At 72.8% G+C, this 18,165-nt stretch carries 18 protein-coding genes; 8 read left to right on the plus strand and 10 right to left on the minus strand.

Translation table 11 applies throughout. The features are described 5' to 3' along the window. Positions 1–8: 8 nt before the first annotated feature. A complete protein-coding gene (locus ACFZBD_RS13400; RefSeq protein WP_391139479.1) occupies positions 9–761 on the minus strand; it encodes an IclR family transcriptional regulator C-terminal domain-containing protein in 753 nt (250 codons plus the stop codon). Next, the gene (locus ACFZBD_RS13405; RefSeq protein WP_391139683.1) at positions 758–1,885 is read right to left on the minus strand and encodes a PfkB family carbohydrate kinase; all 1,128 of its coding nucleotides are present in this window, start codon (positions 1,883–1,885) and stop codon (positions 758–760) included. The genes ACFZBD_RS13400 and ACFZBD_RS13405 overlap by 4 nt, the downstream gene beginning before the upstream one ends. Positions 1,886–2,078: 193 nt before the next feature. Between ACFZBD_RS13405 and ACFZBD_RS13410 the strand changes: the two genes are divergently transcribed. Then, positions 2,079–3,362 carry an alanine racemase gene (locus ACFZBD_RS13410; protein WP_391139480.1) on the plus strand — a complete coding sequence of 428 codons (1,284 nt, stop codon included), beginning with the start codon at positions 2,079–2,081 and terminating at the stop codon, positions 3,360–3,362. 14 nt (positions 3,363–3,376) lie between these two features. After that, positions 3,377–4,996 (plus strand): amidohydrolase family protein, encoded by a 1,620-nt coding sequence (locus ACFZBD_RS13415; RefSeq protein WP_391139481.1) that lies wholly within the window; start codon positions 3,377–3,379, stop codon positions 4,994–4,996. 74 nt (positions 4,997–5,070) lie between these two features. Here ACFZBD_RS13415 and mptB read toward each other — a convergent pair whose 3' ends face one another. Beyond that, the gene (mptB, locus tag ACFZBD_RS13420) at positions 5,071–6,507 is read right to left on the minus strand and encodes a polyprenol phosphomannose-dependent alpha 1,6 mannosyltransferase MptB (protein WP_391139482.1); all 1,437 of its coding nucleotides are present in this window, start codon (positions 6,505–6,507) and stop codon (positions 5,071–5,073) included. A gap of 223 nt (positions 6,508–6,730) precedes the next feature. Here mptB and ACFZBD_RS13425 point away from each other — a divergent pair, with 223 nt between their 5' ends. Both ACFZBD_RS13425 and ACFZBD_RS13430 read left to right on the plus strand, forming a co-directional pair. Further along, positions 6,731–7,942 (plus strand): aminotransferase class I/II-fold pyridoxal phosphate-dependent enzyme, encoded by a 1,212-nt coding sequence (locus tag ACFZBD_RS13425; protein ID WP_391139483.1) that lies wholly within the window; start codon positions 6,731–6,733, stop codon positions 7,940–7,942. Between the two features lie 146 nt (positions 7,943–8,088). Continuing rightward, entirely contained in the window at positions 8,089–8,481 is a 393-nt protein-coding gene (locus tag ACFZBD_RS13430) for a hypothetical protein (protein ID WP_391139484.1), read from the plus strand. A 202-nt stretch (positions 8,482–8,683) separates the two neighbouring features. Here the strand turns inward: ACFZBD_RS13430 and ACFZBD_RS13435 are convergent, their stop codons facing one another. Next, entirely contained in the window at positions 8,684–10,507 is a 1,824-nt protein-coding gene (locus ACFZBD_RS13435; RefSeq protein WP_391139485.1) for a phosphoenolpyruvate carboxykinase (GTP), read from the minus strand. A 207-nt stretch (positions 10,508–10,714) separates the two neighbouring features. On the opposite strand from ACFZBD_RS13435, the gene ACFZBD_RS13440 reads away from it, so the two are divergent. Both ACFZBD_RS13440 and ACFZBD_RS13445 read left to right on the plus strand, forming a co-directional pair. Continuing rightward, positions 10,715–11,389, plus strand: coding sequence for a hemolysin III family protein (locus ACFZBD_RS13440; RefSeq protein ID WP_391139486.1), 675 nt, complete (start codon positions 10,715–10,717; stop codon positions 11,387–11,389). Between the two features lie 8 nt (positions 11,390–11,397). After that, a complete protein-coding gene (locus ACFZBD_RS13445) occupies positions 11,398–12,021 on the plus strand; it encodes a TetR family transcriptional regulator (RefSeq protein ID WP_391139487.1) in 624 nt (207 codons plus the stop codon). Here the strand turns inward: ACFZBD_RS13445 and ACFZBD_RS13450 are convergent. Genes ACFZBD_RS13450 through ACFZBD_RS13460 form a run of 3 tightly spaced genes read right to left on the minus strand, consistent with a single transcriptional unit; the run spans position 11,987 to position 14,171 of the window. Next, positions 11,987–13,003 (minus strand): glycosyl hydrolase, encoded by a 1,017-nt coding sequence (locus ACFZBD_RS13450; protein WP_391139488.1) that lies wholly within the window; start codon positions 13,001–13,003, stop codon positions 11,987–11,989. The two genes, ACFZBD_RS13445 and ACFZBD_RS13450, sit on opposite strands and share 35 nt — an antisense overlap. 1 nt (position 13,004) lies before the next feature. Then, positions 13,005–13,649, minus strand: a complete 645-nt coding sequence (locus tag ACFZBD_RS13455; RefSeq protein ID WP_391139489.1) for a vitamin K epoxide reductase family protein — start codon at positions 13,647–13,649, stop codon at positions 13,005–13,007. Positions 13,650–13,667: 18 nt separating this feature from the next. Then, the gene (locus ACFZBD_RS13460) at positions 13,668–14,171 is read right to left on the minus strand and encodes a DUF5949 family protein (protein ID WP_391139490.1); all 504 of its coding nucleotides are present in this window, start codon (positions 14,169–14,171) and stop codon (positions 13,668–13,670) included. A gap of 198 nt (positions 14,172–14,369) precedes the next feature. Here ACFZBD_RS13460 and ACFZBD_RS13465 point away from each other — a divergent pair, with 198 nt between their 5' ends. Next, positions 14,370–14,825 carry a tyrosinase family oxidase copper chaperone gene (locus ACFZBD_RS13465; protein ID WP_391139491.1) on the plus strand — a complete coding sequence of 152 codons (456 nt, stop codon included), beginning with the start codon at positions 14,370–14,372 and terminating at the stop codon, positions 14,823–14,825. Further along, a complete protein-coding gene (locus ACFZBD_RS13470) occupies positions 14,809–15,675 on the plus strand; it encodes a tyrosinase family protein (protein WP_391139492.1) in 867 nt (288 codons plus the stop codon). Before ACFZBD_RS13465 ends, ACFZBD_RS13470 begins: the two co-directional genes overlap by 17 nt. Before the next feature lie 76 nt (positions 15,676–15,751). Here ACFZBD_RS13470 and ACFZBD_RS13475 read toward each other — a convergent pair whose 3' ends face one another. From ACFZBD_RS13475 to ACFZBD_RS13485, 3 genes are all read right to left on the minus strand, one after another. Continuing rightward, a complete protein-coding gene (locus ACFZBD_RS13475; protein ID WP_391139493.1) occupies positions 15,752–16,036 on the minus strand; it encodes a chaplin family protein in 285 nt (94 codons plus the stop codon). Between the two features lie 291 nt (positions 16,037–16,327). Then, positions 16,328–16,840 (minus strand): hypothetical protein, encoded by a 513-nt coding sequence (locus ACFZBD_RS13480; RefSeq protein WP_391139494.1) that lies wholly within the window; start codon positions 16,838–16,840, stop codon positions 16,328–16,330. 165 nt (positions 16,841–17,005) lie between these two features. Beyond that, complete coding sequence (locus ACFZBD_RS13485) at positions 17,006–18,010, minus strand: hypothetical protein (RefSeq protein WP_391139495.1); 1,005 nt, start codon at positions 18,008–18,010, stop codon at positions 17,006–17,008. Positions 18,011–18,165: the final 155 nt, after the last annotated feature.

The following is an 18,165-nucleotide window of genomic DNA, read 5'->3' on the forward strand; positions in this document are numbered from 1 at the left end:
GCTGTCCTTCAGTCCTTGGCGGGGTTGCCTGAGTACTCCCGGCTGATGGTGTCGGCGGTGCGGCGCACCAGGGGGAGCAGGGTGAGGAGTTCCTCGGCCGTGACGACCACGTTGGGGGCCGAGACCGACATGGCGGCGACGACGCGGCCGTCCGCGCCGCGGATGGGCGCGCCGATGCAGTTGATGGACTCCTCGTGGCCACCGAGGTCGGTGGCCCAGCCCTGTTCGCGTACGGTCGCCAGCTCCTTGAGGAAGGCGGCGGCGTTCGGGGTCGAACGGGGCGTGTACAGGGGGTAGTCGAGCTTGGCGGCGACGGCGCGCCGCTCGGGCTCGGGGAGGTCGGCGAGCAGCAGCTTGGCGACGGCGGCGACGGTGATCGCGACGGGCTTGCCGATCCGGGAGTACATCCGGACGGGGTAGCGGCTCTCGACCTTGTCGATGTAGAGGACTTCGCTCTCCTCGTACACCGCGAGGTGGACGGTGTGTCCGATGCGTTCGTTGAGCGCGGTGAGGTGGGGGTGGGCGATCTCGCGGATGTCGAGGTTCTCGACGGCCTCCTGCGCAAGGGCGAAGAGGCGGGCGCCGAGGCGGTAGCGCTGGTCCTGCTGGCGGTAGACGAGCCCGTGCTCGTGGAGGGTACGCAGCAGGCGCAGGGCGGTGGACTTGTGGACGCCGAGGCGTTCGGCGACCTGCCCGAGGTCGGCGGGGCCCTGCGCGAGCAGCGGCAGGATGCTCAGCGCGCGGTCGACGGTCTGGCTCATGGCGTACGTACCTCCTGGTCCTCCCCCGTCCAGCCGGGGCCGAGGTGAAGTCTCTCCCAGGCGCCGTCGTCGAGTCCGGCCAGCCGGTCGGCGTGCGCGGGCGTCGCGGGCGTCCCGAGGTCGCCGGGGACGGTGAGGGCGGCGGCGGCCATGAGGTGGCCGTGCCGGATCCGTGCCGTCACGTCGAGGCCGCGGAGGGTGGCGGAGAGGAATCCGGCGGCGAAGGCGTCCCCGGCGCCGACGGCGGCGACGACGTCGACGCGGGGGGCGGGGACGGAGGTGACGACGTCGACGGGGGGCGCGGGAGCGGCAGCGGCCGCCGGCCCGGGGCTGCGGTCCGGCCCCGTGCGGGCGCCCCGGCCCCCGGGCGCCGCCGGCGCGTGCTGGAACACGTCCCCGGGCGCCGCCGGCGCGTGCTGGGACACGTCCCCGGCCTCCGCCGGCCCGTGCTCGAAGACGACCGCACCCGCGCCGCCCCGCTTGACCACGAGGACCGCCGGCTCGGGGAGGATCGCCCGCACCGCGTGGGGACCGTGGACCCCCCAGGCCTCCTCCGCCTCGTCCTCACCGACGAAGACGAGGTCCGCGCCCCGCGCGAGGTCCAGCAGGATCCGGCCGCCCGCGGCGGGGTCGCGCCACAGTCCGGGGCGGAAGTTCACGTCGAAGGAGACGGCCGGCCGGCCGGCCCGCGGGGCGGTGAGCTCCCGTGCCAGGGCCAGGCAGTCGTCGGAGAGGGCGGCGGTGATACCGGACAGGTGGAGGACCCGCCCGTCCGCGACGGAGGCGTACGGCACCGTCGCCGGGGACATCGCCGAGGCCGCCGATCCGGCGCGGTAGTAGGCGACCTCGTGCGCGGCGGTCGCCCGGTCGGTGGCGGTACGGAAGTAGATCCCGGTCGGCCGCGCGGTGTCCCGTCCGACCGCCGACACGTCGACGCCGTACGCCCCGACGGCCGCCACCAGGTGGTCGCCGAAGCCGTCCGCCCCCACCCGGCTGACCCACTTCGCGCGGTGCCCCGCGGCGGCCAGCGCGCAGGCCACGTTGGACTCGGCGCCTCCGATGGCGCGGGCGAAGGAGGGGACGTCGGCGAGGCGGCCCGGCCGGGAGGGCAGGAAGGTGACCATGGACTCGCCGAGGCAGACGACATCCACGGGTGGCGCGTCCCCGGGCGGGTCTACGGTCACGGTCACGTACGGGCTCCTCGTCGGTCGTCGGCCTCATGGGTCCATTGACCCGGCATTGGCCCGGATGTTAGACACCACTAAGCGATATGCGCAATGACCGTTGCACATAATGCAACGCCCTTGAGGAGGCCCCATGCAGCAGCCCACACCCACCCAGCGGCTGGCGGACGAGCGCGTCGACCACCGCTTCAAGGCCCTGCCGCCCGACGCCGAGGGCCTGACCGTCGGCGAGCTGGCCGCCCAGCGCCGCAACCTCTTCACCGGCGGCTTCACCACCCCCGTCCTCGCGCTCTCCGCCGAGTCCGTCGCACACAACCTCCGCCTCCTGGAGACCTACGCCGAGCGGCACGGCCTCGCCTTCGCCCCGCACGGCAAGACCTCCATGGCCCCGCAGCTCTTCGACCGCCAGCTGGAGCACGGCGCCTGGGGCATCACGGCCGCCGTCCCGCACCAGGCGCGCGTCTACCGCGCCCACGGCATCGCCCGGATCTTCCTCGCCAACGAGGTCGTCGACCCGGCCGCCCTGCGCTGGCTCGCCGCCGAACTCGACGCCGACCCCGGCTTCCGGTTCATCTGCTACGTCGACTCCGTCCGCGGGGTCGAGCTGATGGACGCGGCCCTCACCGAGGCGGCCGCCCACCGCCCCGTCGACGTCGTCGTGGAGCTGGGCGCGGGCGACGGGGCGCGCACCGGAGCCCGTACGGAGGCCGACTGCACGGCCGTCGCCGACGCCGTCGCCGCGACCACCACCCTGCGCCTGGTCGGCGTGGCGGGCTACGAGGGCGAGGTCCCCGGTGCCACCACCGAGCGGGTACGGGAGTGGCTGCACCGGCTCGTCTCCCTGGCCGCCGACTTCGACAAGGCCGGCCGTTTCCCGCCCGACGTCGAGCAGATCGTGATCAGCGCGGGCGGCAGCGCCTGGTTCGACACGGTCGCCGACGTCTTCGCCGGGATCCCCGAACTCTCGCTGCCCGTCCTGAAACTGCTCCGCTCCGGCGCGTACGTCTCGCACGACGACGGGCACTACCGCAAGCTCACGCCCTTCAACCGGGTCCCCGAGGAGGGCGCGCTCCAGCCCGCGTTCCGCCTCTGGGCGCAGGTCGTCTCCCGCCCGACGCCCGAGCAGGCGTTCGCCAACGCGGGCAAGCGCGACGCCGCCCACGACCTGGACCTGCCCGAGGCGCAGGTCGTCCGCGACGCCCGCACCGGCGAGGTCCGCCCGGCCGACGGCATCACGGTCACCGGCCTGTCCGACCAGCACACCTGGCTCCGCACCGCGCCGGGCGCCGGGATCGAGGTCGGGGACTGGGTGGGCATGGGCCTGTCCCACCCGTGCACGTCCTTCGACAAATGGCAGTCGATCCCGCTGGTCGAGGCGGACGGCACGGTCGTCGACTACATCCGCACCTTCTTCTAGAGGAGCCGGTCACCATGGACCTCGTCATCCGCGACGTGGACGTCATCGACGGCTCCGGCGGCGACTCGTACCGCGCCGACGTCGCCGTGGACGGCGGCCGGATCGCCGCCATCGTCAAGGAGGCCGCGGCGGCGGGCTGTCAGCGCCCCACCGCCCGGCGCGTCCTGGACGCCGAAGGGCTCGCCCTGTCCCCCGGCTTCATCGACATGCACGCCCACAGCGATCTGGCGCTGCTGCGCGACCCGGAGCACACCGCGAAGGCCGCGCAGGGCGTGACCCTCGAAGTCCTGGGCCAGGACGGCCTGTCGTACGCGCCGGTCGACGACCGCACGCTGGCCAAGGTCCGCACGGCGATCACCGGCTGGAACGGCGGCGCGCCCGGGGACACGTCCGTCGACTTCGACTGGCGCACGGTCGGCGAGTACCTGGACCGGCTCGACCGCGGGATCGCGGTGAACGCGGCGTATCTGATCCCGCAGGGCACGGTGCGGATGTACGCGGTCGGCTGGGACGACCGCCCGGCGACCGACGCCGAGATGGACCGGATGCGGCAGCTCGTCGCGGAGGGCATGGAGCAGGGCGCGGTCGGCATGTCCTCCGGTCTGACGTACACCCCCGGCATGTACGCGCCCGACTCTGAACTCACGGAACTGTGCCGGGTCGTGGCGGGGTACGGCGGCTACTACTGCCCGCACCACCGCTCGTACGGCGCCGGCGCGCTCCAGGCGTACGAGGAGATGATCGCCCTCACCCGGGACGCCGGCTGCGCCCTGCACCTGGCGCACGCGACGATGAACTTCGGCGTGAACAAGGGCCGGGCCCCGGACCTCCTGTCCCTCCTCGACGAGGCGCTGGAGCGGGGCTCCGACATCAGCCTCGACACCTACCCGTACACGCCCGGCTGCACGACGCTCGCGGCGATGCTGCCGAGCTGGGCGAGCGAGGGCGGGCCGGAGGCGGTCCTGGCGCGCCTGCGGGACGCGGAGACCTCGGAACGGATCCGCCGGCACCTGGAGGAGATCGGCTCGGACGGCTGCCACGGGGTGCCGATCGAGTGGGACACGATCGAGATCTCGGGGGTGAGCGACCCGGGGCTCGCGTCCTGCGTCGGCCGGACGGTCGCCCAGTCCGCGCGGATACGGGGCGAGGCGCCTTGGACGACCGCCCGGCGCCTGCTGATCGACGACCGGCTCGGCTCGACGATCCTCCAGCACGTCGGCCACGAGGAGAACGTCCGCGCGATCATGCGTCACCGGGTCCACACCGGCGGGTCGGACGGCATCCTCCAGGGCCTCAAGCCGCACCCCCGGGCGTACGGCACGTTCCCGGAATACCTGGGGAAGTACGTACGCGAGGAGGGCGTCCTCTCCCTGGAGGAGTGCGTGGCCCACCTGACCTCCCGCCCGGCCGCCCGCCTCCGCCTCCCGGACCGCGGCCTGGTCCGCGAGGGCTACGTCGCCGACCTGGCCCTCTTCGACCCGACGACGGTCGCGGCGGGCTCGACGTACACCCACCCGCGCACCCTCCCGGTGGGCATCCCGCACGTCCTGGTGAACGGCACGTTCGTCATCGAAGACGGCAAACGCACCCCGGCCACCCCGGGCCACGCAATCCGCCGGACCCCGCCCTCCTGAGACCGCCGGGCGACTCGTCCCGCCCGGCGTGGGCCCTCGTCCCGCTGGGCGGGCGGGCACACGGGACGGTGCCCCTACGGGCGCGTCCGCTCCAGGTGCCCGCTCGCCACGGGAACGGCGCCCGACCGCGATCCGGGAGCCCACGGCTCCCTCCGCACCCAGACGAGCCCCGCCGCCAGCACCAGCCCCGCGACCACGAACCCGTACCACGGCGTCGCCCCCGTCGGCGCCGTCTCGTACGCCAGGGCCGCCGAGAGGACGGCGAGCAGTTGCGCCGCGCGCGTGTCCCAGGCGACCGCGGCGACCGCGCAGACACCCCACAGCAGGTACCACGGCTGCACCATCGGTGACAGCGCCACCAGTGCCACCAGCGCCAGTCCCAGCCCCCGCACCGGGTCGATCCGGCCCTTCCACGCCCGCCACGCGAGGGCCAGGATGACCGCCACCGCCGCCAGCAGGCCCAGCTTCTGCACCACACCCTTGACCGGCTCGGGGCCGTCGCCGAACAGCAGCCCGAGGCCCAGGCCGATGTCGCTCGTCAGGGAGAGCGCGGTGTGGATCGTCCCGGCGACGCTCTGCGTGCGCAGCCAGCCGAACCCGGTCCCGGCCACCACCGTGGCGCCCGCCGCGACCGCCCCCGCCACCAGCCCCGGCAGCACGAGCCCCCGCGCCACGCCCCGTACGCCCCCGTCCCGCCGGGCCACCATCACGCCGATGAAGAGCAGCGCCACGGCGGCCGGGGACTTGATCATCATGGCGAGCCCGACGAGGACGCAGCCGAGCACCCACCGCCCACGGGTCGCCAGCAGGACCCCGCTCAGCATGAGGCCGATCATGAGCCCGTCGTTGTGCATCCCGCCGATGACATGGACGAGGAGCAGGGGGTTGAGCGCGGCCAGCCAGAGCGCCCCCGGGCCGCCGCCAAGACCCCGCACGGCCCATACGATCAGCGCGAGCGCGCCCAGTGCGATCAGCCGCATGCCGAGGACGGCGGGCACGATCTCGCCGCCGGTGAGCTTCACGACGGCCTGGGCGAGGACCAGGAAGACGGGGCCGTAGGGGGCGGGGGTGTCGGTCCAGTGCCCGCCGACGCTCGCCGCCGCGTCCGCCCCGAGGTCCCCGGGGCCCAGGACCGACGGCCCCGCGCCGTACACGTCGTGCCCCTCCAGGACCATGGCGCCCTGCGCGATGTAGCTGTAGACGTCCGCGCTGTGCAGCGGCGGGGCGAGGAGCAGCGGCGTGGTCCACCAGGCGAGGGTGACGAGGACCCGGTCGCGGACCCCGGCCGCGAGGAGCCGGCCGTACCGCCACCAGGCGGCGACGAGCAGGGTGAGTCCGGCGTACGCGAGGACGGTGGCGGCGAGGGTGATCCCAGAGCCCCGGGGCTCCCAGAGGCCCCACGGCTCGCGCTCCGGCAGGGTGCCCGCCGCCAGGCCGCCGACCGCGACGGCCAGCGATCCGGCCGCCCCCAGCCACCGGCATCCGGAGGCGCTCACACGTGAAACCCACATGACGGGTCAATGTAGCCTGACGCGCCGAGCGCCCCGGCCGGCCGCCGGCCGTCCCCCGTTCGGCCGCCTCCGGCCCGCTTCGCCGCCCCCTCCCGTACCGTGCGTACGCCACCTCCCGTACCGGCGTACGCCCCCGCCCGCGGGCGTGCCCGACCCGCCCCGTACCGCCCGACGTGTCCCAAAACACGAGGCGCCCGGCTCGGCACCGCCGTAAGCTCGCGTCATGCAGGTGATCCAGTCCACGAAGCTCGCCAACGTCTGTTACGAAATCCGGGGCCCGGTGCTCGAAGAGGCGATGCGGCTGGAGGCCGCCGGTCATCGCATCCTCAAGCTGAACACCGGCAATCCCGCCGCCTTCGGCTTCGAGTGCCCGCCGGCGATCCTCGAGGACGTCCTGCGCAATCTGGCCGACGCGCACGGCTACGGCGACGCGAAGGGGCTGCTCGCCGCCCGCCGCGCGGTGATGAGCCACTACGAGACGAAGGGCATCCCGCTCTCCGTCGAGGACATCTACCTCGGCAACGGCGTCTCCGAGCTGATCCAGATGTCGATGCAGGCCCTGCTCGACGACGGCGACGAGGTGCTCGTCCCCGCCCCGGACTATCCGCTGTGGACCGCCTCGGTCTCGCTGGCGGGCGGCACGGCCGTGCACTACCGCTGCGACGAGCAGGCGGACTGGATGCCGGACCTCGCCGACATCGAGCGGAAGATCACCGACCGCACCAAGGCGATCGTGATCATCAACCCGAACAACCCCACGGGCGCCGTCTACGACGACGAGATGCTCCGCTCCCTCACCGAGATCGCCCGCCGGCACAATCTGGTCGTCTGCTCGGACGAGATCTACGACAAGATCCTCTACGACGGCACGACCCACACGCCGACCGCCGCGATCGCGCCCGACCTGCTGGTCCTCACGTTCAACGGCATGAGCAAGAACTACCGGGTGGCCGGTTTCCGCTCCGGCTGGCTCGCGGTCTGCGGCCCGAAGGCGCACGCCACGTCGTACATCGAGGGCCTGACGATCCTGGCCAACATGCGGCTGTGCGCCAACATGCCGGCGCAGCACGCGGTGGCGGCGGCGCTCCAGGGCCGCCAGTCGATCGAGGACCTGGTCCTGCCCGGCGGGCGACTGCTGGAGCAGCGGGACGTGGCGTACGACCTGCTCACGCAGATCCCCGGTGTGACCTGTGTGAAGCCGAAGGGCGCGCTGTACCTCTTCCCGCGTCTGGACCCGAACGTCTACAAGATCAAGGACGACCGCCAGATGGTCCTCGACCTGCTACGGACCGAGAAGATCATGGTGGTACACGGCACCGGCTTCAACTGGCACGAGCCGGACCACTTCCGGATCGTCACGCTGCCCAACGCCACGGACCTGGCGGACGCGGTGACGCGGATCGGCACCTTCCTGGACGGTTACGGCCAGCCCTGAGCCCGCCCACCCGCATCGCCCGCACCACCCGCAGCACCCCCGTCCGCCCCTCACGGGCCCCGCACGGGCACCGACCCGGACGTCACTCAACTTTAGACGGAATCTAAGCTAGGATGGCTCCAGAGCTACCGTAGGAGGCCATCCCCATGTACGAGCCGATCCGCACCAAGTCGGTCCACCGGATGGCCGACGACGACCGCGACGCGTACCCCCACCGCTCCCGCGAGGAAGAGCTGGACATCCAGCTCGCCGGACACCTCTCCGCCCTGCTCGCCGTCACGGACGAGCTGGGCGACACGGCGGCCGGTGAGCGGATCGCCGAGCAGGTGGCCCGGCTGCGCGGCGCGCCCCCGGCCCGCCACGCCGGACTGAGCGGCTCCGCCGCCCCGTCCCTGCACCGCCGCGCCCACGCCCTCGCGGGCCGCGCCCTCGTCGTCGCCGCCTCCCGGGCGGACACCGCCGCCGCGATCCTCGCCGCCGAGCGCATGGACGCGCACTCCGCCGCACTGACCTCGCCCGACCTGGTCAGCGCCCCCTGACGGCCCCGGCCCGCGTGCCGTCGAGGCGCGCGGACCGGGTGCCACCCACGTGCGCGACCCCGCCGTCCGACCGGACCGGGGAAAGGGGCCGGCCCCCGAAGCTGAGGGGCTTCGGGGGCCGGCACGCGTCGTGACGAGCCGTCGTGACCCCACTGGTCAGGGCGGTTGTCGTGGGCAGCCCGTCACGAGTCTCGGGCGGGGCTCAGCCCAGGCGCTCGACCAGCGCGCGGTACTCGTCCCACAGCTCCTTCGGGGTGTGGTCGCCGAAGGTGTTCAGGTGCTCGGGGACCAGGGCGGCCTCCTCGCGCCAGACGTCCCGGTCGACCTTGAGCAGGTATTCCAGGTCCTCGGCCGGCATCTCCAGGCCGTCGGTGTCCAGGGAGTCGACGGTCGGCAGGATGCCGATCGGGGTCTCGACGCCCTCGGCCTTGCCCTCCAGCCGCTCCACGATCCACTTCAGGACGCGGCTGTTCTCGCCGAAGCCGGGCCAGACGAACTTCCCGGCCTCGTTCTTGCGGAACCAGTTGACGTAGTAGATCTTCGGGAGCTTGGCGGCGTCCGCCTGGGCGCCGACCTTGACCCAGTGGGCCATGTAGTCGCCCATGTTGTAGCCGCAGAACGGCAGCATGGCGAAGGGGTCGCGGCGCAGCTCGCCGACCTTGCCCTCGGCGGCGGCGGTCTTCTCGGAGGCGACGTTGGCGCCGAGGAAGACGCCGTGGTTCCAGTCGAAGGACTCGGTGACCAGCGGCACGGCGGAGGCGCGGCGGCCGCCGAAGAGGATCGCCGAGATCGGCACGCCCTTGGGGTCCTCCCACTCCGGCGCGATGGTCGGGCACTGTCCGGCCGGGACGGTGAAGCGGGCGTTGGGGTGGGCGGCCGGGGTGCCGGACTCCGGCGTCCAGTCGTTGCCCTTCCAGTCGGTGAGGTGCTTGGGCAGCTCTTCGGTCATGCCCTCCCACCACACGTCGCCGTCGTCGGTGAGCGCGACGTTGGTGAAGACGGAGTTGCCCCACAGGGTCTTCATGGCGTTGGCGTTGGTGTGCTCGCCGGTGCCGGGGGCGACGCCGAAGAAGCCGGCCTCGGGGTTGATGGCGTAGAGCCGGCCGTCCTCGCCGAACCGCATCCAGGCGATGTCGTCGCCGATGGTCTCGACCGTCCAGCCGGAGATCGTGGGCTCCAGCATGGCGAGGTTGGTCTTGCCGCAGGCGGACGGGAAGGCGGCGGCGACGTACTTCGCCTCGCCCTGCGGCGGGGTGAGCTTGAGGACGAGCATGTGCTCGGCGAGCCAGCCCTCGTCGCGCGCCATGACGGACGCGATGCGCAGGGCGTAGCACTTCTTGCCGAGCAGGGCGTTGCCGCCGTAGCCGGAGCCGTACGACCAGATCTCGCGGGTCTCGGGGAAGTGCGAGATGTACTTGGTGGTGTTGCAGGGCCAGGGCACGTCGGCCTCGCCCTCGGCGAGCGGCGCGCCGAGGGTGTGGACGGCCTTGACGAAGAAGCCGTCGGTGCCGAGCTCGTCGAGGACGGCCTGTCCCATGCGGGTCATGGTGCGCATGGAGACGGCGACGTACGCGGAGTCGGTGATCTCGACGCCGATGGCGGAGAGCGGGGAGCCGACGGGGCCCATGCAGAAGGGCACGACGTACATCGTGCGGCCCTTCATGGAGCCGCGGAAGATCCCGTCGCGGCCGGCGAAGATCTCCTTCATCTCCGCGGGGGCCTTCCAGTGGTTGGTCGGGCCCGCGTCCTCCTCCTTCTCGGAGCAGATGAAGGTCCGGTCCTCGACGCGCGCGACGTCGGACGGGTCGGAGGCGGCGTAGTACGAGTTCGGGCGCTTGATCGCGTCCAGCTTCTTGAACGTGCCCTTGGCGACGAGCTCCTCGCACAGGCGCTCGTACTCGGCTTCGGATCCGTCGCACCAGACGATGCTGTCCGGCTGCGTGATCGCCGCGATGTCGTTCACCCAGGAGACGAGTTCCTGGTGCTGGGTGGGGACGGTGGTGGGAGCCGCGTTGTCGCGCGCCACGATTGCTCCTTGATGAGGGGTTTTTAGATGTAGGCCCCTTGGGGGCTGCGACCCGGATGCTTCTCGTGTGGAGACGCTCGCGCTCATCCGGTGCCGACCGCACTCATTTGATCATCCGACGCATGCGCCCATATGTCCAGAGGGCCGCCCACGTGAGCATCGCCACTCCTCTTCGGGACCTACGGGGGCGTAGGTAGCATTCGGTCCATGAATTCCGCCATGCCGTCGGTGAACGAGATAGAGCAGTTCGTGAAGCCCCGACTCAGGGGCTGGCTGCACGCCGGTATGTTTCCCGCCGTGATCGTGGCCGGTGTGGCCCTGGTCGCCCTGTCGGACTCGCCCCGGGCGAGGATCGCCTGCGGCATCTACGTCCTCACCGCCTGTCTGCTCTTCGGGATCAGCGCGCTGTACCACCGGGGCAACTGGGGCCCGCGCGGCGAAGCCGTCCTGCGCCGCCTGGACCACGCCAACATCTTCCTGATCATCGCGGGCACCTACACCCCGCTGACCCTGCTGCTGCTCCCCGACTCCACCGGGCGTCCGCTGCTGTGGGCGGTCTGGGTGGCGGCCGTGGCCGGCATAGCGTTCCGGGTCTTCTGGGTGGGCGCCCCTCGCTGGCTGTACACGCCCTGTTACATCGCGATGGGCTGGGCGGCGGTCTTCTTCCTGCCCGACTTCATGCGGGCGGGCGGCGTCGCCGTCCTCGTCCTCGTCGTCGTCGGCGGGCTGCTCTACAGCGCGGGCGGCGTCGTCTACGGCATCAAGCGCCCCAACCCCTCCCCGCGCTGGTTCGGCTTCCACGAGGTCTTCCACTCGCTGACGCTGGCGGCCTTCGTCGCCCACTACGTCGGCATCTCCCTGGTGGCCTACCAGCACGCCTGACCCGCACAATGACGACCATGCCCGTCGACCCCGCCACCCGTCCCGGCCTGCGCGAACGCAAGAAGACCCGTACCCGCGCGGCAATCCGGAAGGCCACCTACCGGCTCGCCGCCGCGCACGGCTGGGACGCAGTCACCGTGGAGCGGATCGCCACCGCCGCCGAGGTCTCCCCCTCGACGGTCGTGCGCTACTTCCCGGTCCGGGAGGACATCCTCCTCACCGACGAACGGGACCCGCTCCTGGAGGCCCGGCTGCGGGCCCGCCCCGCCGACGAGGAGCCGCTGGAGTCGCTGCGCGCCGTGATCCTCGAAGCCGTGACGGCGGCCCTCGCCGACGAGCCCGAGGAGACCCGGCTGCGGGCCCGGCTGATGGTGGAGATCCCGGCCGTACGGGCCCGGTTCACCGAATCCACCGCCGACACCGCCCAGCGCCTCGCCCGCGCCCTCGCCGACCGCACCGCCCGCGACGCCGACGACCTGGAGGTACGGGTCTTCACGGCGGCCGTCCTCGCCGCCCTGCGCGAGGCCACCGTCCACTGGGCCGAGCACGGCCGGAGCGAGGACCTGATCCCGCTGCTGAACCGGACCGTCGACACCCTCAAGGGCGGCCTGACGCTCCGAACGCGCCCCTGACGACCCGCCCCGACTCCGGGTTGTCCGCGCACGCCCACACCCCGTGCGGGCAGTAGTCCGTGAAGGTCTGGTAGACCGGCCGGTACCGGGCGAACCAGTCGAGCATCCCCCGCACGTACTCCGGGTTGTCCCCGTTGCGGAAGAGACCCCATTCCGGGTACGAGACGGGCTTGCCGTGCGCCGCCGCGAACCGCACGTGGTCCGCGAGCCCGTACTCCTCGGCCACCTGCCCGGCGAAGTCGAGGCCCTCCGGCTGGTCGTAGGCGTCCATCCCGATGATGTCGACGTACGCGTCGCCGGGATAGCAGCGCGTCCACTCCACCGCGTCCCGGCCCCGGCTCGCCGTGAAGTCGAAGCGGAACCGCTGCCCGGGCACCTCCCGCAGCACCCCGACGATCCGCCGCCAGTACGCCTTCCAGCTCTCCGGGTCCGGGCCGCAACGATGGCTGTAGGTGGTGCCGTTCATCTCCCAGCCGAGGACCAGGATCGCGTCGGAGAGCCGGTGCTCCACCAACCGCCTGCCCAGCGCGCGGAAGTGCGCGTCGTACGCCCCCGTCGACCCGCCCCGCAGCCCCGCCCGGACCTCGGTGTCCGGCAGGCCGTCCTCGCTGCGGTCCATCATCGGCACGTTCAGCACGAAGAGCCGCCCCGGCCCGGCCTCCTTCCACCGCGCCCACGGCTCGAAGAGCGCCGGATGCCCCTCGATGTTCGACCAGCGGTCGCCCGGCAGATATGTGTGCCCGACGGTCAGCGACGCGCCGCCCAGCCAGCTCTGCACCTCGCCGATCCGCCGTACCCCGGTCTCGTCGGAGCCGGTGAAGAAGCCGGACGGCACCGTCAGCGGCGCCGGGGCCGCCTCGGGCGCGGCGGGCTCCCCCTCCTGCCGGGAGCCCGGGGCGAGCCGGTCGCCCGGCAGGACGAGAGCGAGAACGGCCGCGAGCAGCACGGTCAGTGCTGCCCGCGGCCCGAAGGCCGACGTCACGTCAGCCGGTCCAGAAGTCCCACCACCGGGTCAGGACGAGCATCCCGATGATCCCGATGTGCAGGACGGGCAGGGCGAAGGTGAACTCCTCGAAGAACCCCTTCAGGGCGGCCGGCGCCGGCAGCAGGCCCGCCCGGACGTTGAGCGAGGTGACGTACCAGAACATGACGATCGTGGCGACCCAGGCCAGACAGCACCACAGGCAGAGCGAGTTGATCTCGTACAGCGACTGGTACATCAGCCAGGTGCAGAAGCCGACGCCGAAGAGCATCCCCGCGTTGAGCCCCAGCCAGAACCAGCCGCGGTAGCGCGCCCCGGCGAGCAGCCCGGCGCCGACCGCGACGACCACCGCGTACGTCACGAGCCCCAGCATCGGGTTCGGGAAACCGAACACCGCCGCCTGCTCGCTCTTCATGATGTTGCCGCAGGAGACCACCGGGTTGAGGCTGCACCCCGGCTGGAAGTTCGGATCCTCCAGCAGCAGGATCTTGTCGATCGTGATGACCCAGCCGGACAGCACGCCCGCCGCACCGGTGATCATCAGCATCCAGGCGAAGGCCCGGCTCGCGCCGATCACCCCGCCGCTCTCCCGGGCCCCGTCCTGCCGCTGCTCCGGCACCCCGCCCCGTACGTTCACCGTCGCCATGACGCCGCCCCCCGCCGCTCAGCGCTGCAGTCGCCGTACCGGCAGCAGCAGGTGCGCCCCGGCCGCCAGGACGTCGTCGTCCGAGGCGAAGGCCCGCAGCCGCTCCTCGGAGAGCGGCTCGCCCGGCACGGCCTCCGGCCAGGGGCGCACCGAGCAGATGAGGTAGGCGTGCCCGATCTCCTTCGCGGCCGCCTCCCACTCCGCCGGCACCGGACACTGCACCTTCATGAACGGCAGGGTGAGCACGGCCTGCTGGGCCTCGACGAGCAGATGGGCGCCCACACCGGGCTCCTGCGCCACGTCGACCACCTGACCGCCGAGCGGCAGGCCCATGGCCTCCAGGGCGGCCCGCATCGCCTCCTCGCCGGCCTGGGGGCCGTCACGGCCGTCGCCGAGCGAGTACACCATCAGGAAGGGGGTGACGGGGGTGTCGCCGACGGGTCCGGTCGTCCACGAGACGACGGTCAGCGTGCCCAGCGGGGAGGCGCTGCGCTCCGAGGAGACAACATTGGGAGTGGTCATGGGTCGGGATGCTAGTGGCCCAACTCTCTTCTACCGGGCACGAATTCACCCGATCGGCCGACATTCACCCCGGCGCTCCGCCTGCCGCAACAAAGGCGCGTTCCCCTCGTTAAGCCCTGAGGGCATTCTGCCTCCGCCTGCGCCGGAGGGTCCCGATCAGCCGTTGCCGGAGGATTCCCGACCACCAGGAGATCCCTCATGATCGTTTCGCGCCGCGTGGCGCTGCGGTCCCTGTTCACCCTGACCGTGGCCGCGTTCACGGGCGGCGTGCTCGCCCGTATCACCACCACTCCCCGCGGCGACCGCCCCCGGGCCGCCGCCGGTCTTCCCGCCGCGCCGGGACCGTCCGCCGCGGACGCGGAGGAGACCTTCGACGAGATGTACCGGGGGCGCCGCATCCAGGCCCGCGCCACGCCCGCGGGCGTGCCGGAGGTCCTCGTCGACGGGCGGCCGCTGCACCTGATGCGGTGCGCGGACGGCGGCTATCTCACCCCCGTCGACCACTACGCATCCTGTCCGACGCCACGGGCGGCCACCCGCGCGGCCGTGGACCAGCTGGGGTCCGCGCCCCTCTCCCCCCTCGCCGCCTCCCACGGCGCCCGGGGCGACCACGGCGCCGGCCCGGGAGGGAGCCCGCGTGGCGTACACGCGTAAGAACCAGCGCGACCTGACCAGCGCCGAGCGGAAGAAGTTCGTCTCCGCCGTCCTGGAGCTCAAGCGCCGCGGGACGTACGACGAGTTCGTCCGTACGCACATCGACTATTACGTCGCCGACGGCGAGGGCCGCCTCCGGGTGGCCCATATGACGCCCAGTTTCCTGCCCTGGCACCGCAAGTTCCTGCTGGAGTTCGAGCGGGAGCTGCGCCGGGTCGACCCGACGGTGAGCGTGCCCTACTGGGACTGGACCCGTGACAACACCCCGGCGGCGGCCCTCTGGGCCGAGGACTTCATGGGCGGCAACGGCCGCCGCGGCGACCTGCAGGTGACGACCGGCCCGTTCGCCTTCGGCGGCGGGCAGTGGACCGTGAAGCACGCCATGACCGAGACCACCTTCCTGACCCGGGACTTCGGGAACCCGTCGAACCCGATCACGCTGCCCACCTCGGCGCAGGTCGACGCGCTGATGCGGGAGACGGTGTACGACGTGGCGCCCTGGAACTCCACCAGCGCCTCCGGGTTCCGCAACGGCCTGGAGGGCTGGGGACCGGGCCGGACCAACGACCGCTTCCGCGTGCACAACCGGGTGCACCGCTGGGTCGGCGGCATGATGCTGGGCGGCGCCTCGGTCAACGACCCGGTGTTCTGGCTCCACCACTCCTTCGTCGACCTGCTCTGGTCCCGCTGGCAGCAGCGCCACCCGCGGGCCGGCTATCTGCCGGAGCGGCAGCCGCCGCCGGGCGACGCGCAGCGCGGCCGGATCGCGGCCCGCGACGAGCGGATGGGGCCGTGGAACGTCACCCCGGCGCAGATGCTCGACCACAGCGACCTCTACCGCTACGCGTAGCGGACGGGCGTACGGAAGCGGCCCCCCGGCAGTCTGCCGGGGGGCCGCTCGCCGTTCGGCTCGGTGATCGCCTGGGTCAGGCGCCGTAGCCGCCGCCGTCACGGTGCTGGTCGCCACCGCCGTCGACGTTCGCGCACTGGTTGCCGAACGCCGGGTTGATCAGACCGATGACGGTCACGGTGTTGCCGCACAGGTTGACCGGGATGTGGACCGGGACCTGCACCACATTGCCGGAGGCGACACCGGGCGAGTTGAGCGCGGCACCCTGGGCACCCGAGTCGGCGACGGCCATGCCGGCTCCGCTGAGGGCAACGGCACCCGTGCCGGCGAGAACAGCGGCAGCCTTCGCGATGCGAGACATCAAGAACTCCTTGGACGTGGAAAGGCGACCGCGAGAATCACGGCCGTCGTTCCCCTTCAACGCCGAAAGGGCGCGCGAGTCACGGCCTTTAGGCCGGACGGGACGACTTCGCGGAGAAGTGGCCCGCAGACCGGTGGTCCACCCGCCGTCGGATACGACGGAGCGAACCCCCGGGTCTGCGAGCCGCGGCCATGCGACAGGCATTCTGTTGTAACGAACAACGACCCCTCGGGTGGCGGGGAAGAATCGTGTCTTCACCCGCCGGGTCATCGGTCGTACGCCAGAACGCCGTCAGGCCGTCGGCTGCGCCAGGCCCAGCTGGGGGCCGAGCGTTCCCCGCACGGCGGGGCCGATGACGCCGAGCTGGGGCTCCGCGAGGGCGGGGAGGCCGGCGTGCTCACCGCGCGGCTGGGTGACGGGGTTGCCGAGCGTGGCTCCGGGGGTGGCGGTGGCCATCGGGGCGCGCGGGTTGGTCAGCAGGGCGGTGCCGGGCTCGCTGCCCTCCAGGACCTCGGGCAGCGGGGCGGCCACGAGGGTCTCCGGGACGGTGGTGCCGAGCGGCACCTGGGGCACGCCCAGGTCCGGCAGCGCGGCGGAGCGGCCGTGCTGGAAGCCGGTGGGGGCGCCGGGGACGGGCGTGGGGACTCCGCTCGCCACGGTGGGGGCGTCCATCGGGATCACCGGCTCGAGGCCCTGGAGCGGAACGATCACCGGCGCCTCGGCGGCGGTAGCGGGGGCCGCCATGGCCGCGGAGGCGAGAGCGGTCATGAGGATTCCCATGCCGGCTTGAGCTCGCAGATTCATGACTGCGTACGTCCTTCAGAGCAGGAGACAAGGGTGCGGTGGTGCTGTGCCGTGTGAACGAGCCCTCCGCGGGGAACGTCGCGAAATTCGCCTGATTGCAGCAACGTGAAAGCCCCCCACCGGTGACGGCGGGGGGCTGGGTTGACGGCCCGTCCGTGGCTCGGGTCAGCCGTCGTGTCCGGAGCGCCGGACGCGGACGAGGCGGCTGCCGCGGAGACGGACGAGCGCCCCGCCGACGATCAGCGCCGCACTCGCGGCGGCGGCGCCCCTCAGCTCGGCCTCACTCCCGGTCTCGGGCAGGACCCCGCCCGGCCCGCCGGGCGCGCCCGGAACGGTGGAGGTGTCGGGTCCCTGCGGCCCCCCGGGGTTCCCGTCGCCCGGCGACCCGGGCCCGTCGGGAGTGGAGGGCGGGACCGTGGGGGGCGTGCCGGGCTGGTCCGGGGCGCCGGGGGTCCCGGGCTGGTCCGGGGTACCGGGCTCGTCGGGGTTTCCGGGCTGACCCGGCGTACCGGGCTCGTCGGGGTTACCGGGCTGCCCCGGCGTACCCGGCTCGTCCGGGTTTCCTGGCTGACCCGGCGTACCCGGCTCGTCCGGGTTTCCTGGCTGGTCCGGGTTTCCGGGCTGGTCCGGCGTACCGGGTTCGTCGGGGTTCCCCGGCTGCCCCGGCGTACCAGGCTCGTCAGGCGTCCCGGGCTGCCCTGGGTTCCCCGGCTCGTCCGGGTTCCCCGGGTTCCCCGGCTCGTCCGGATTGCCTGGCTGGCCTGGCGTACCGGGCTCGTCGGGGTTCCCCGGCTGGTCCGGGTTCCCCGGCTCGTCCGGCGTACCGGGCTCGTCAGGGTGACCACCGGGGCCGTCCGGGTTCTCCGGGGTGCCGGGGTTGCCCGGCTGGTCGGGGGTGCCGGGCGGCGGGGGGTACTCCTCGTCCGGCTCGTCGCCGTAACCGCCGGGCTCGTCGCCGTATCCGCCCGATGCGTCGCCGGAGCCGTAACCCTCGGAGTCGTCGCCGTCGCCGTAGCCGTCGGACTCGTCCGGGGCGGAGTGGGCGTGCGAGTGCCGGTCCGCGGCGGTGGAGGGTGTGGCTTCCGCCGTCGCGGCGAAGCCGCCGGTCAGCGACAGGACACCCGTCGCGGCCGCGGCGGTGAGCAGTTTCCTGCTGATGATGGATCGCATACCGCTCTTCCTCTGGGGAAAGGGAGACCGGCAGGGAGTCCCCCCTCGCTCCGACCGGCCTGTCCCCGCACTCGATCCGTCGGTCGTCTGCGGCGACCGGTGGTCGTGGGGGTGGCGAGAGCCTAAGGAGCGGCGCACCGCGTGACCGGACCACA

This window comes from Streptomyces sp. NPDC008121 (assembly GCF_042957155.1).
Taxonomy (GTDB): Bacteria; Actinomycetota; Actinomycetes; order Streptomycetales; family Streptomycetaceae; genus Streptomyces.

What these genes read in the sequence shown, in the direction of transcription:
- ACFZBD_RS13400 (WP_391139479.1), bottom strand. Translation starts at nt 761, where the DNA reads ATGAGCCAGACCGTCGACCGCGCGCTGAGCATCCTGCCGCTGCTCGCG.
- ACFZBD_RS13405 (WP_391139683.1), bottom strand. Translation starts at nt 1,885, where the DNA reads ATGGTCACCTTCCTGCCCTCCCGGCCGGGCCGCCTCGCCGACGTCCCC.
- ACFZBD_RS13410 (WP_391139480.1), top strand. Translation starts at nt 2,079, where the DNA reads ATGCAGCAGCCCACACCCACCCAGCGGCTGGCGGACGAGCGCGTCGAC.
- ACFZBD_RS13415 (WP_391139481.1), top strand. Translation starts at nt 3,377, where the DNA reads ATGGACCTCGTCATCCGCGACGTGGACGTCATCGACGGCTCCGGCGGC.
- mptB (WP_391139482.1), bottom strand. Translation starts at nt 6,507, where the DNA reads ATGTGGGTTTCACGTGTGAGCGCCTCCGGATGCCGGTGGCTGGGGGCG.
- ACFZBD_RS13425 (WP_391139483.1), top strand. Translation starts at nt 6,731, where the DNA reads ATGCAGGTGATCCAGTCCACGAAGCTCGCCAACGTCTGTTACGAAATC.
- ACFZBD_RS13430 (WP_391139484.1), top strand. Translation starts at nt 8,089, where the DNA reads ATGTACGAGCCGATCCGCACCAAGTCGGTCCACCGGATGGCCGACGAC.
- ACFZBD_RS13440 (WP_391139486.1), top strand. Translation starts at nt 10,715, where the DNA reads ATGAATTCCGCCATGCCGTCGGTGAACGAGATAGAGCAGTTCGTGAAG.
- ACFZBD_RS13445 (WP_391139487.1), top strand. Translation starts at nt 11,398, where the DNA reads ATGACGACCATGCCCGTCGACCCCGCCACCCGTCCCGGCCTGCGCGAA.
- ACFZBD_RS13455 (WP_391139489.1), bottom strand. Translation starts at nt 13,649, where the DNA reads ATGGCGACGGTGAACGTACGGGGCGGGGTGCCGGAGCAGCGGCAGGAC.
- ACFZBD_RS13460 (WP_391139490.1), bottom strand. Translation starts at nt 14,171, where the DNA reads ATGACCACTCCCAATGTTGTCTCCTCGGAGCGCAGCGCCTCCCCGCTG.
- ACFZBD_RS13465 (WP_391139491.1), top strand. Translation starts at nt 14,370, where the DNA reads ATGATCGTTTCGCGCCGCGTGGCGCTGCGGTCCCTGTTCACCCTGACC.
- ACFZBD_RS13475 (WP_391139493.1), bottom strand. Translation starts at nt 16,036, where the DNA reads ATGTCTCGCATCGCGAAGGCTGCCGCTGTTCTCGCCGGCACGGGTGCC.
- ACFZBD_RS13480 (WP_391139494.1), bottom strand. Translation starts at nt 16,840, where the DNA reads ATGAATCTGCGAGCTCAAGCCGGCATGGGAATCCTCATGACCGCTCTC.
- ACFZBD_RS13485 (WP_391139495.1), bottom strand. Translation starts at nt 18,010, where the DNA reads ATGCGATCCATCATCAGCAGGAAACTGCTCACCGCCGCGGCCGCGACG.